General features: G+C 40.8%; 13 protein-coding genes. 5 read left to right on the plus strand and 8 right to left on the minus strand.

The features are described from left to right. The first annotated feature begins 119 nt into the window (after nt 1–119). The gene (locus tag HYN51_RS07330) at nt 120–425 is read left to right on the plus strand and encodes a hypothetical protein (RefSeq protein ID WP_108899426.1); all 306 of its coding nucleotides are present in this window, start codon (nt 120–122) and stop codon (nt 423–425) included. A 140-nt stretch (nt 426–565) separates the two neighbouring features. Here the strand turns inward: HYN51_RS07330 and nemA are convergent, their stop codons facing one another. From nemA to HYN51_RS07345, 3 genes are read right to left on the minus strand one after another with little or no spacing between them, the layout of a single operon-like run. Beyond that, the gene (nemA, locus tag HYN51_RS07335; RefSeq protein WP_108899427.1) at nt 566–1,663 is read right to left on the minus strand and encodes an alkene reductase; all 1,098 of its coding nucleotides are present in this window, start codon (nt 1,661–1,663) and stop codon (nt 566–568) included. Nucleotides 1,664–1,717: 54 nt separating this feature from the next. Next, nucleotides 1,718–2,317: a TetR/AcrR family transcriptional regulator gene (locus HYN51_RS07340; protein ID WP_108899428.1), complete on the minus strand. Its 600-nt coding sequence runs from the start codon at nt 2,315–2,317 to the stop codon at nt 1,718–1,720. A 51-nt stretch (nt 2,318–2,368) separates the two neighbouring features. Continuing rightward, the gene (locus tag HYN51_RS07345; protein ID WP_108899429.1) at nt 2,369–2,950 is read right to left on the minus strand and encodes a flavin reductase family protein; all 582 of its coding nucleotides are present in this window, start codon (nt 2,948–2,950) and stop codon (nt 2,369–2,371) included. 203 nt (nt 2,951–3,153) lie between these two features. Here HYN51_RS07345 and HYN51_RS07350 point away from each other — a divergent pair, with 203 nt between their 5' ends. From HYN51_RS07350 to HYN51_RS07360, 3 genes are all read left to right on the plus strand, one after another. Beyond that, complete coding sequence (locus HYN51_RS07350; RefSeq protein WP_108899430.1) at nt 3,154–3,585, plus strand: carboxymuconolactone decarboxylase family protein; 432 nt, start codon at nt 3,154–3,156, stop codon at nt 3,583–3,585. A gap of 1,021 nt (nt 3,586–4,606) precedes the next feature. Further along, nucleotides 4,607–5,500, plus strand: coding sequence for an ATP-grasp fold amidoligase family protein (locus HYN51_RS07355; RefSeq protein WP_108899431.1), 894 nt, complete (start codon nt 4,607–4,609; stop codon nt 5,498–5,500). A gap of 503 nt (nt 5,501–6,003) precedes the next feature. Next, on the plus strand, nt 6,004–7,440 hold the full coding sequence (locus HYN51_RS07360) for a DKNYY domain-containing protein (protein ID WP_108899432.1): 1,437 nt from the start codon (nt 6,004–6,006) through the stop codon (nt 7,438–7,440). A gap of 355 nt (nt 7,441–7,795) precedes the next feature. Here the strand turns inward: HYN51_RS07360 and HYN51_RS07370 are convergent, their stop codons facing one another. The 5 genes from HYN51_RS07370 to HYN51_RS07390 form a co-directional block, all read right to left on the minus strand. Next, complete coding sequence (locus tag HYN51_RS07370; RefSeq protein WP_108899434.1) at nt 7,796–8,608, minus strand: MetQ/NlpA family ABC transporter substrate-binding protein; 813 nt, start codon at nt 8,606–8,608, stop codon at nt 7,796–7,798. Between the two features lie 27 nt (nt 8,609–8,635). Then, a complete protein-coding gene (locus tag HYN51_RS07375) occupies nt 8,636–9,478 on the minus strand; it encodes a DUF169 domain-containing protein (RefSeq protein ID WP_157953005.1) in 843 nt (280 codons plus the stop codon). 24 nt (nt 9,479–9,502) lie between these two features. After that, a complete protein-coding gene (locus HYN51_RS07380) occupies nt 9,503–10,159 on the minus strand; it encodes a methionine ABC transporter permease (RefSeq protein ID WP_108901989.1) in 657 nt (218 codons plus the stop codon). A gap of 38 nt (nt 10,160–10,197) precedes the next feature. Next, nucleotides 10,198–11,142 (minus strand): methionine ABC transporter ATP-binding protein, encoded by a 945-nt coding sequence (locus HYN51_RS07385; RefSeq protein WP_230514039.1) that lies wholly within the window; start codon nt 11,140–11,142, stop codon nt 10,198–10,200. 185 nt (nt 11,143–11,327) lie between these two features. Then, nucleotides 11,328–11,939, minus strand: coding sequence for a class I SAM-dependent DNA methyltransferase (locus HYN51_RS07390; RefSeq protein ID WP_108899437.1), 612 nt, complete (start codon nt 11,937–11,939; stop codon nt 11,328–11,330). Between the two features lie 272 nt (nt 11,940–12,211). Between HYN51_RS07390 and HYN51_RS07395 the strand changes: the two genes are divergently transcribed. After that, nucleotides 12,212–13,603 (plus strand): L-cystine transporter, encoded by a 1,392-nt coding sequence (locus tag HYN51_RS07395; RefSeq protein ID WP_108899438.1) that lies wholly within the window; start codon nt 12,212–12,214, stop codon nt 13,601–13,603. Nucleotides 13,604–13,777 lie beyond the last annotated feature (174 nt).

Raw genomic sequence — 13,777 nt, forward strand, 5'->3', positions numbered from 1 at the left:
ACAGAAAAATATAATATTTTTTAGATTGAATTTAATTTCAAGTAAGGCGTAGCTCTGACCTAAAATAAATTCTATAATCGCGTTGTTTTACTACTGCATAAATGGATTTAGAGGAATTGATGAAAATATATTGGTCTGCTGATAATGTCCCAGAATTAAGAGGGTTAGATAAACAAGAGCAAAAACGTTTATTTAAAGAGTGTAATAAAGAAGGTCGTAAGCGTATTGGGTCTGCATTTTGGATTCGCCTTGTGATTCTCATTGTTGTATCGGCAATTATTTTTGCCCTCCTGCCTTTACGCGGAGCTATTGGCGGTGCAATCATCGGGGTATTTGTTGGTTTTCTGTTTGTTGCCTTTATACAAAGTCCAGCAATTGAAGCAGGACGTATTTGGTTGCAAGAAGAAGGTTATCCAAAAGTATAGAAGTACTGTATTTAGATATGAGAGCCAGTGGGGAAACCACTGGCTTTTTTGTATAGATAAATAACTAGAGTTACGTTGTCACTATTAACTTCGGTGACAACAGCAGGTCTTGGATTGCCAGACCCACCTTTCATCCGGAATTACAGAGTAGGGTAATCCGTATAACCTTCTGCATTGCCACCATAAAATGATTCAGGACGCGGTTCGTTGAGAGCGACATTACGATGTAAACGCTCGACCAGATCCGGATTAGCAATATATGAGCGACCAAAGGCAACTGCATCAATATATCCTTTTGCAATCAGCGCTTCGGCTTTTTCCGGCGTATAAGCACCAGAACCGATAATCACGCCACTGAAACGTTCACGTACTTTTTGGCGGAATTCATCGCTGTAAGGCTGACCACCGGCCCAGTCAGGTTCAGACAGATGCAAATAGGCCATTCCGCGTTTACCTAATTGTTCGATCAGATAAAGCGCATCGGCTTCTTCATTATCACCATTACCCAACCCCTGAAAGCTACCAAGCGGAGAGACGCGAATCCCAATGCGATCGGCACTCCATTCTTTGCTGGCTGCATCCACCACGTCTAATACCAACCGAACACGATTCTCCAAGCTACCACCATATTGATCGGTACGATGATTAGAATCCGGAGAAAGAAACTGATGCAACAAATAGCCGTGTGCCGAGTGCAATTCTATCAGATCAAACCCAGCATCCCGTGCATTGGCAACCACCTGACGGAAGTCATTAACGATGCCTGGAATCTCGTTGGTTTCCAGCGCGCGTGGAACAGAAGTATCCATCCGTACAGGATGACCTTGCTCATCACGCAGAGAAGTGCGGGTTTCGGCACGAATAGCCGATGGAGCGACGGGTGCCTGTTGGCCCGGCTGTAAACTATTGTGAGAAATGCGTCCGGTATGCCATACCTGTACTGCCATACGACCATTTTCTGCATGTACACCGTCGGTAATTTTTTTCCAAGCGGCGATCTGTTCAGCACTGTGTAACCCTGGAGCACCCGCATAGCCTTTAGCTTGTGCAGAGATCTGGGTTGCTTCACTGATAATCAGTCCAGAACTTGTGCGCTGGCGATAATATTCCCCCATTAATGGAGTAGGGATATCACCGGGTTCAATGCTGCGTAAACGCGTTAGCGGTGCCATGAAAATACGGTTTGGTACCGTGATGGCGCCCATTTTTAACGGGGTAAACAATTTATCTGTTGACATGATACATCCTCAAGTAGACTGGTCGTCTATAAATAAGATAAATAAAAGAACCGGTCAGGAGACCGGCTCCACTAAAAGCTGTGTTACATGAGCCATAGCGCATTCCAGCGGTATTGAACTCCGTGAAATTTTTGCCTGAAGGCTGGCGCCAAGCCAAAGGGCATACATTACTTGTGCCTGCATTTGGGCCTTACCGGGAAAATCGAAGCATCGTTCCGACCGTCCTTTTTCAAGCGCGTTAGCAAGGTGAGCGATAACCTGAACGCTTCCGCTATCCAACGCGTTACGCATGTCCTCTGACAGGTCACACACTTCAGCTGAAAGTTTAACCACCAGACAATTGGGTGAATTGCCATGTTGATTGAAATAGTCCAGGCTCTGTTGATACCAGTTGATGATGAGTTCATACCAATTGGCATTTTTCTGACTAAAATGCTGTTGTAATCGCTGATTATATAACGCGTAATGGCGATCGAGCATGGCAACGCCAAATGCCTCTTTTGAGCGAAAATAGTGGTAAAAAGAGCCTTTAGGGACTTCGGCTTTTGTCAGCATCTCGCTTAATCCCATGCCGGTAAAGCCACGGCTCAGACAAAGCTGTGCCCCGGTAGCAAGGAGATGTTCACGCGTATCATGTTCTGGGTGTCGATTCATAAAATTCACTATAATAGACCAGTCGGTCTAGCGCAACCCTCATTTACTTTTTTAAACAAATTGGGCCTTAATCGGGTGACTATTGGTTAGGAAATTTCCACCGCCTAAATGGTGTAGGGTATGTAAATCAGCATTGTTTTCATTAAAATTCCAGTGCCCCTCAATAAAAACCCGCGGGTCAGCGGCAGCAGAAACCACTTCACCAAAAAAAGTATCATATTTTTCTTGAGCGCTGGATTCTGTTAAAAGGCGGCATTCCATCCACGCGGCACAGCCGGACTCAAGCACAGGAAGTCCGAGAGAAGGGCCTTGATTGGCAGCAATTGAGAATCGGTTAAATTTGTCCTCATCGCGCCCCGATACGCTACCCACAGCATAAGTCAGATTGGTAATCGAGACGGTCGGAATACAGATACCAAAAGATCCCGTTTTCTCAATCAACTCACGAGTCCAAGTGCTTTTATCCACCACAATCGCTACTCTCGGAGGTTCAAATTCCACCGGCATGGACCAAGCTGCAGCCATCACATTACGTTGGTTATTTTCTGGATTGTGGCTGGTTATTAAGATGGTTGGCCCGTGGTTAAGTAAGCGGCTAGTATGTTTTAGTTCTATTGGCAGGAAGTGGCTCATCAAGGGATCCTTTATGACAAAAAAGTACTATTTGACGGAGGTTGAAAATGTAGACTCATCAATTTTCTATCCAGTATATCCCATGGTAAATTACGTACAGAAACCTTTGTTAATATGCTAGCCTATAAAAAGTTAATTTATGGCTCTTTATTGTAGGGCTATATATACAAAACTAGCCATCAAATATCACTATGGAAAATATTATGTCTCAGTTACGTCTTTCTTATCCTAATCTTTCCCCTCAGGCTTATCAGGGGCTAATTGCCTGTAAGCAAGCGCTGGATAGTAGTTCTGTCGGTACAGCGTTAATTGCTTTGCTTTACTTACGGATTTCCCAAATTAACGGCTGTGCTTTTTGTTTAAAAATGCATACCGATGAATTGCGTAAACTGAATGTCTCCAATGATAAAATTGATACTCTGGCAGGGTGGCAAATATCATCAGCCTTTAGCGAAAAAGAGAAGGTAGCACTTCAGTGGGCGGAAGGTTTGACCCATATTTCGGTTGAGAATAGTTCCGACGATCTTTACCAGCGATTACAACAACATTTCAATGATAACGAAATATCCGATTTGACCTTAGCGATTGGTTTAATGAATGCGTTTAACCGTATTGCTATTAGCTTACGGCAGTAATGTTAATTGATGTGAAGTGATTTTTGGCAGCCACTTAATTTTTCTGGTATTTAGGCAATTAAGTGGCTTGTATGAAAAGAAATCTACGCCCAGTCATTAACCCTCGGCGAAATTGGTTAGCCAAAGCTATCGTTCACTTTTTCAAGATCTCGCCAGCCTCCACTATATTATCAGGAAGCGCATCGACTATAGCGCTGGTAGTCAGTAGATTAGGTTTATTGCCTTCTGGTTTTCAGATAAAGCATCATAGACAAACGATAATCCGATAGGGATTATCGATACCTCAATTCGCATTAAATGCGAGATAGACCTCACTAATCTCAAGATTGAATACCTGATCATACTTACGTTTTAATAAATCATCATGGGTTTATAAAATAAATAGTTACAAATATTAATTTATTTACTTTATCGGGGTCATGGCCGACTAAAACTTAATTCGCATAATTAAATTTGTATAATTATATGAATTATATAATATAATTTAAATTTTTTAATCTTATTTAAAATAAATCCTCATGCGTTTATAAGATAAATAATTATAAATATTCATCAAGATTGGTTTGAATTTAGTATTAATCATACTGTCATATAATACATAGACAGAAATCCTTATTAACATTATTATGAAAAAGAAGGTTGTAGTTATGAAAACTGTAAACTGATAACTTTAATTTCAATTAGATGAAATTTATTTTGAACTAATATATTAGCACTTTTTTTATCGACTGCTTTTATCAAGAGCATGGGCTGGATTAGGCCTTTTTCGATGAATTTAAAACACCATTCATATAGGTAACCGTTATTGAATTAAGGCTGACGTTGAGATAACACATTAATATAAAAGGATTTTAAGTGAATAAAATATAATAAATTGGCTATAACTCTTTAGGTAATAGGTCATTCTTTCCTAATTACTATATTAATTTTGAAAACCATTATTTAAATGTTATTAAATACCTTACGTTATTCCCATGGTGTTTAATGTGCATTTTCATTTAATTACTTGTGGGTGAAATATATGTATAAATATAAGCTGAAGTTATTAGAGTATTGGGTGAAAAAGATAAGATTCTATTTTTTAAACGATAAACGATATCGTCAAAGACGTTTTTTTGAAGACTTTAAACGGTTTCCAGACTTAACATCGCCAAAAACATTCAATGAAAAAATCATGTATCGCATGCTTTACATTAAAAACTCTCTGTTTACACAGTTAGCCGATAAAGTGAAAGCGCGTGAATATGTTAAGAAGATTGCTGGAGAACGTTATCTTGTACCATTTTTGGACGTTTATGAGCACATTGATCAGCTTAATTTTTCTGAATTACCTGATAAATTTGTACTTAAGTGTAGCCATGATTGCGGCAGTGTGATTATTTGCTTATCCAAAAGCCAATTCGATTTTAATAAAGCAAAGCAAAAGATTACATTTTGCATGAAGCGTAATATGTATTACTCTTCGCGAGAATGGCAATATCGAGATATCACGCCTCGGATTATGTGTGAAAAGTATATTGACTTGTTTTCCGGGAAAGATAAGGAGACAACGCCTGAAGTTTATCAAGTTCACTGTTTTGATGGAGTTCCACAATATATAGAGGTTGATTTTAAGGATATTCACGAAAAGACACATATCAACATATATAACGTCCAGTGGGAATTACAACCGGTAACGGTAAGGCATCCTAATACTGAAGCTGAAATTATTAAGCCGCCACTTTTCGATGAATTATTAAGACTCGCCACGTTACTGACACAAAACATCGACTATTGTCGCATTGATTTTTTAATGACGGACAGTGAGATTTATTTCAGTGAGTTTACATTTTCGCCCTGTAACGGCCGAATGAAGTTTTCTTCTGATGATTGGGACTATAAATTTGGGCGTTTATGGAATCTACAATCTCATTGAAAATAAAAATACAGTTATATTTTCATCGTGTTATGCATAATAGACGGGGTAATGACGGAGACTAAGCGATAAGAACGATATGCTACGGGTCACTCCTCGTTATACGCCTCTAAAAAGGTAAATAACCCGGTTAAAATTAACCATTTAATATATTGTGACATGTCACAAGTGTCGTTTTAATGCGCCAATTAAGGAATGATCGGCGCATTAGGTTTTTAAGAGTGAGAGGGGAGTTAAACGGCTTCTCACTGGTTAATTGATGTTGTTTCACTTAGTTTTTGAAGCTCAGTATTCAATTCTATCAGTTGTAACGTATCGCAGATGTGGCTGTAAATAATTCTGACAACCCGAAGTTAATGTCATCAGTACGTTCAGGACTGGACTCAATGGCTCAGGCTGAAAACAAATGTGTTACTATTGGTTTTGTATCAAACATTCCAACCCGTGTATTATAGAGCAGTGTAAGAGCAGGACGTTGTTGGAATCAGGTAAAGGAAAACCTTATGATCATTGATACGCCAAAAGATAAGAAATTCCCCCGGACGTTTTGGATAAGACTCTTTACTATCTTTTTTATTTTGCTGGGATTGTCGTTCTCGGTATTTATCTTTACTAACCTTTGGCGAGACTCAAATTCCAGCGATTTTGGTAGTAATAGTAAATCACTGGGTGGGTATTATTACGGCTATCAGCAAAAAGTTTATGTCAATATTCCAGGTCAGGGATACTACTTGCTACCTGGCGTAGATAGCAGCAATTTTCAGGTCTATTCCTCCCAATACCTGACTCCATTAGCCAAAAATAAGCAGTCAGTACTCTGTGGTACCCACATTATTCAAGGATTACAGCCTGAGCAAATAACTTATGCTTCTCAGGGGTATATCAGTGATGGTCATCGTACCTATTTTTGTAGTACAGCACGTAAGAACCCTGACTATTATTGGTGGCACGAAATTGTGCGTGATAATGATTACGATAATCCTGACCGGGCAAGACGTCGGGATTTTATGCTAAGCCGTGTAGAACATGTTACCTATGGGAATCTGAAAACCTGGGGGCAAAATTATCTCTCGGATGGTCAACATCTGTTTTATGCAGGCGTAATGATCCCTGAGGCAGATGGTAGCAGCGTTCAATCTGTATATTATGGGCAGGGATATCTAAAGGGCAGAATACACGACCGTTATTTAGCTAATAGTATTCATGTTTATTATCAGGGACGGACTTTACCCGATGCGAATCCTGTCACTTTTAGTGCATTCTCACCAGACGGCGATCAGTGGCAGACTGATTATGGTTGGGATACCAAAATCAACCGTTATTATTTTGAGGCGGCGCCTTTCCCGAATGTTATCGATGGTAAAAAAACTCAGGGATTAAAATTATTCGTTGCCAATCGCGATCGGGCAAATCATGAGTTATTTATTAACAATAATGGCGTTTTTTATTGGGATTATCAGGGTAAAAAATTTGAATATGCGGGGCCAAATCCTTTTGGTACTGACAAATCCCAACCACTTTCAGAACAACAGGCTCCCGGAGTATGGGCTACCGCCAAAAATACCGTTGTTTTAATCTCTTATAAAGTTTGGGGTAAAAGAAGCAGGGGCTTGGTAAGTCAGAATACTGTACTTTCTGTTATACCTGATGTGTCATTATCTGACTGGCAACTGGCCGATACTTTTGAGAGCGACGGCTGGGTTATTGGCACAGCATGGAGGGCTAAAGGTAACTATTACTTTTCTTCAACCAGCGGCCAAAATATTAATATGGACGAGTCACTCTATTTAATTGCTGATTATCCGGCATTCAAACAACAATTAAAGCAAGAGAAGCGGATTACTAACGAGTTGAAAGAACACTACTTACATAGTGTTCGTGATATGCAAGGCGTTAATAATGTCGTTCATGCCAAGTCCTCTTATTCATTCTGGAATTAAATATAAAAATGATGCCCGCCATTTGGAACGCAGCGGGCGACCAGCCAAACTGCAGATATTCACGCAACATTTTGTCGGAGTAGTTATCACTGGGCGGTTTATAAACATTATTGCCAACAAATATCAATTTAACATAATATACATTATACGCACCAATATACATTTGGGCGGAATCTGGCTCTCATTCAAAGGAAACCATCACATGAATATGACTGTTGATTATGACGATGACGACTATTCAGAGTTAACTGTGTATACACTGAGTATCATTGGTGACCATGAATAAGTGAGCTAACCTGACAGATACCTATACAAATAATCGGTAACTATCAGATTAGGTTTGGGCTACTACAATTTAATTGCTTGGCGAATCTAAATACTCAAATACACCATCAAAATTTTTGGTAATGCCTTTTCTTACGCTGTCCGATCTTAATGCTTCAGCCAGTGTGTTAGCCCATGGTTGGTTGGCATTATCTTGCAGAACAACTAATCCCATTGGGAACTCGTTGGCATTTTTGTCGCGGATAAGATAAGCGCGAAAATCTTTATTGGCATTACGCATATGAGTAAAGAACACGATGGCTGCGTCAACGTCTTGCAGTGAACGCACGGTTTGTGTTTGATCCATATCGATAAATTCAAAATTCTTCGGGTTCTTCTTAATATCTAACAGGCTGTAGTTAGTATTTTTACTGTTATCCAGTTCAATTAACCCTGCGCTTTGCATCATACGCAAGCCACGATCCATATTCATGGCATCATTCATAATCGCAATTTTAGCGTGGTCTGGCAGCGCATCTAATGACTTATAACGATCAGAATAAAGGCCAATACCGGTCGTAAATGGATAAGGTTTTACCATGGCTAATTTGCCATTATTTTTCTGATTAAAGCTTTCCATAAATTTACTGTGAACACCCAGACCTGCATTCACACTACCATCGTTAACCGCTTTGATAATATTGACATTATTATCCATCATTACCAATTCAACATTTAATCCATGCTCTTTAATCCAGCCCAGACCCGGTTCAAGAATGGCGCAAGAAACTTCATTACAGGCGATTTTCAATTTAGCCGCCTCAGATGATTTATCGGGATTATCACATGCGGTTAAACCCAACATAATCAGAAAACAAGACAGACCTGCCAATAGCTTTTTCATGTTACTACCTTAATTGTGGAGAAAATTTTATGTATTTGACTGCGCTTTTTTGCGTTTATGGTAATCAATGGTGCCATAACCACCGGTATAGTAATTACTGCTCATTTCAACGCCAGCCTGCTCTTCAACATCCATCGCCTTGGCCTTCTCTAAAATACCTTTTTTTGTTTTATTACTGTCCATCGGATTGGACGTTTTGCGAATACCGTCAACAATCTTATCCAACTGATTAAATGGAATACCAATGCCCATCTCATCCCCTTCCCATTTAGCCACTTGACGAGTGCCCGAGCAAAGTAAGGAAATATTGACTTGGTTCATCTCAAAGGGATAAGAGGTACATTCTTGGCAAATGGCTTGATTGCCAGCAACCTTCACATTTTTTAGTTGGCCAAAGTGATACGAGTATCCTTGAATAATACGCATGGCATTAGTTGCATCGGCCATAATAATCACTAAATCAGGGTTATAGTCGGTATATAAAGCCAGATCGGCAATTTCAATTCCATAGACTTGATGTGTGCAATAAACCATATCTTTTGCAATCTGTCGGCTAATGGAATAATCGGCATACAGCCCCATTTTATGGTGTCGTCTACCCGAAATAATTTCATTTGGGTCAACAATATCATCCTCTGGTTTTAACAGCCCCAACGCCCGTGCGCCGGAGAGGCAGGCGGTATTTTTAAGATTTAATTTACAGGGTGTCCCTGTTGAGGCGTTTTTGACCGCTGCACAATAAGGCAAAGGTGCCGTTATTTCAGGTGTAGAACAGGCGTTATAATCCTGTTCATTAAATAAAAATCGGATACCGACAGGAGAACGTTTTAAGTCCAGCATAACGTTCAACCATACATTATCATCTCTCAATTTATTGCCTCTTCTACTTGTCTATTACTTAAGAATTCGATAAATGGCTCGGCCTAAAAACTGTAAGGAAAGAACCATTACGGACAGGATAACGACAATGGCGTACATCATGGCATCGTCGAATCGTTGGTAACCATAGGTTAACGCAACGGCCCCTAACCCCCCTGCACCGACCGCTCCAGCAAGGGTTGTATTAGCTAACAACTGGATAGATGCGAAAGTCATATTGGATACAATTGAAGGGGTTGCTTCAACAAACATAACCTTAAAAATAATTTGCTGGTTACTCGCGCCGAATGACTTTGCCGCTAAAATAACGCTTTTATCAACTTCTAACAATGAATGCTCAATTAGGCGAGCAATCGCTGGGAATGCTGCAATGCTTAATGGAACAACGGCGGCGATCCAACCCACCGATGTCCCTATAATAAATCGGGTTAATGGGGTAAGAGCAACAATCAGAATAATGGCTGGAAACGAGCGAATGGCATCAACCATGCCATTTAGAAACCGATAGATAAGCCTATTCGGTGATAAGCCCGATGGATTGGTTAATACCAAACTAATCGCAATCACAAAGCCGACCAACGTACCAATAATCAGCGATGCGGATAGCATTTTTAACGTTGCGACTATCGCCGGCCAAATAATTCTAGGCAGATATTCAAACAGACGTGTCATAGTCAAATCAAAAAACATACGTACCCTTTGATAACGTGTTAGTTATTTGTCGTTGCGATGATTGGTGAAGTTAATTCCTGAAAGGTTACCGTATTATTGGTTAAGTAGGCTATAACCTGCGTACGGTATTGACTCTCAGTCGTCATGTAGTAATGAACGATAGTGGTGGTTTTACAATAGTCGGTTTGCGTAAAAAAGAGCGTAAATGCCTGATTAACGACCTCGGATAACCCCAGCAAGAACGATGTACTTTGCTCAATAGCCGGTAAGGTGATTTTAAAGCCAATCTGCCCGGGCATAAAATGCGTAGCAACATTACCGGTGATTCGTTGTAACGCTGGCGGGTTTTCAATAAAAATCTGGTCAACGCTATTGGTTGCAACCAGCTCTCCGTTTTCAATAATCGAAAGCCTATCGCAGACGGATTTAACCACGGTCATCTGATGTGTCACCATCACAATGGTGATATTTAACCGTTGGTTAATTTCTTTTAATAGATCCAGTATTGATTTTGTTGTTAGTGGATCGAGTGCCGAGGTTGCTTCATCACACAGAAGAATTTGAGGTTCTAGCGCCAGCGCTCTGGCAATGGCGACCCGCTGCTTTTGTCCACCTGATAACTGCTGAGGGCGAAAATTGGCTTTATCTTCAATGCCAACCAGTTGTAATAAGGCCTTAGCGCGTTGGGGAATATCCCGCATGTCTTGCTTCCAACATTGCATGGGAAGCATAACGTTCTCAGCGACGGTTTTTCTTTGCAGTAGCGCAAAGTCCTGAAAAATCATGCCGATCTTTTTCCTGAACGGGCGTAACTGTTGAACCGGTAAGCCATTGATGTCCACACCATCAACGATTAAACTGCCGTGCTCATCAAATGACTCAAGGCCGTTGATGCAGCGCAGCAACGTTGACTTCCCTGCTCCACTAATGCCTAAAAGCCCGTGAATTTCACCACGCGCAATATCCAGATTAATATCGTTCAAGATTTGTCGGTGTGCGTAATGTTTACTTAAATGACGAATTTTAATCAAGGATGGTTTGCCGTTAGAAAAATGAGTCTGCGGAAGTTGCCTATTTTAGCGGATGCCCGGATCTTGTAAATCATTCAGTGCCATTGCGATTGCCATTAAATAAGCACGATGGCTAACTCAATGGCAGTCCGACCAATTTATCGATGCCTGGCTAGCCAAATCGTATGATGACCACATTCGGGATCTTCAACAACATGGTCAACAACATCAAATCCATTTTGATTGAGTCGCTGTGTGTACTCATCTTCAGATAAACTTGAATGATAGAGTTGCTCTCCGCAAAATCTGCCAATTGCTTCACCATGCTCAGGCCCACTGGTAAACATTAATACGCCGCCAGATCTCGTATGTGCACTAAATACCTGAAACATTTTTCGTTGGTCTTCGTGGTTAAGATGAAAAAAACTATCCCAAGCGATCAAACCATCAAATTGTTGATTCAACGACAGTGTTCGCATATCAGCAATTCGCCATTGGTTATCCGGGAACCTTTTTTGACAGGTCGCTATCATTGATGGCGAGCTATCAATGCCTGTTAATACTATTTGCTGCTCAATCAGGTATTGGGCAATGGGCTCCCCTGAACCACAGCCGATATCTAATACTGTGGCAGCGTTTAAACTCGGCAATATGGCTATAAATTTATCCAGCCATGCCTTTTCATTCAGCGACTTTCCGCGTAATGAATCCCAATCTTTTGCATGAGTCTGGTAAAGGTCAATAATCTTGTCGGCTGCGGGATGTGTCATGAAATTACCCTTGATAACGTGACAGTGTCACTATTATAGTGTTCGTTACTCGCGTCCAATCGATCATTCATCATAACTATTGTTCTTAATGGTCACAGCTATCATAACCAACCGATTGATTAATCATAAAGATAGCTTTTTATATACAATTAAACAGCATAAACAATACTATTTTGCTATAAGTAGTAATATTGCTTAACTGTTACAATACTTCCACGCAATATTTATTGCTTACTATTTGAACAGAATAATAATTTTGACTGAGGTCGGGAATGAACATACCGTTAATTATTAATGTGCTGGTTTTTATAGCGTTGCTATTTCTTCTGGCGCAAACGCGTCATACCAGTTGGAGTCTGGCGAAAAAGGTGCTGCTTGGCCTGATTGTCGGCGTTGTTTTTGGTTTGGGATTACAACTGGTCTATGGTGCGAATAGTCCTATTCTGAAAGAATCCATCTCCTGGTTTAATATTGTCGGTAATGGCTACGTTCAGTTATTACAAATGATTGTTATGCCATTAGTTTTCGTCTCTATCCTGAGTGCGGTAGCGAAACTGCATAATGCTTCTTCACTAGGTAAAATCAGTTTCCTGACCATTGGTATCCTGCTTTTTACCACCATGATAGCCGCTTTTATCGGTATTATGATTACCCTGCTGTTTGGTCTCTCAGCTGAAGGTTTGGTTCAGGGAGCTCAAGAAACAGCGCGTCTGGGCGCAATTGAATCAAACTATATGGGGAAAGTTGCCGATCTGACAACGCCTCAATTGATTCTTTCTTTCATTCCTAAAAACCCATTTGCCGATCTGACTGGCGCTAGCCCAACATCAATTATCAGCGTTGTTATCTTCGCGGCTTTCTTAGGTGTTGCATCATTACAGTTGTTAAAAGATGATGAAGTAAAAGGTCAACGCGTTCTGACTGCGATTGATACTCTTCAATCATGGGTAATGAAGCTGGTTCGTTTAGTGATTAAGCTGACTCCTTATGGTGTTCTAGCGTTGATGACCAAAGTGGTTGCTGGTTCTAACATTCAGGATCTGATTAAACTGGGTAGCTTTATCGTAGCCTCCTACATCGCGCTGGCGCTGATGTTTGTGGTACACGCTATCCTTCTGGCCTTCAACGGTATTAATCCGGTTAAATACTTCAAAAAAGTATTGCCGGTGTTAACCTTCGCATTTACCAGTCGCTCAAGTGCGGCCAGTATCCCGATGAATGTTGAAGCTCAGACCCGTCGTTTAGGTGTGCCTGAAACTATTGCCAGTTTTTCCGCATCATTTGGTGCCACTATTGGTCAAAATGGTTGTGCCGGTATCTACCCGGCAATGTTAGCCGTTATGGTTGCACCAACCGTCGGTATTAATCCATTCGATCCAATGTGGATCGCTACCCTAGTGGCTATTGTTACCGTTAGCTCAGCTGGCGTTGCCGGTGTAGGTGGCGGCGCGACCTTCGCTGCACTGATTGTGCTACCCACTATGGGTTTGCCGGTTACTCTGGTTGCCCTGCTGATTTCGGTTGAACCGCTGATCGATATGGGACGGACTGCACTGAACGTAAATGGGGCAATGACTGCCGGTACCATCACCAGCCAAATTCTGAAAGAGACGGATAAAAGCGTTTTTGAATCAGAAGAAGATGGTGAATTAGCTCATCGTTAATCTTACGTTTATCTGAGCAAAATAATGCAGCCTATTGGCTGCATTATTATTTCAACAACCTTACAAAACCTGAACCAGCTAGAAATTTTAAAAGATAATCTCTGCTAGAATGATTAAGTTATCACCACCTATCTATCGAATAACCCATGAGTTATGTGCAACCAGAGGAATGCT

The organism is Limnobaculum parvum (assembly GCF_003096015.2).
GTDB classification, from domain to species: domain Bacteria; phylum Pseudomonadota; class Gammaproteobacteria; order Enterobacterales; family Enterobacteriaceae; genus Limnobaculum; species Limnobaculum parvum.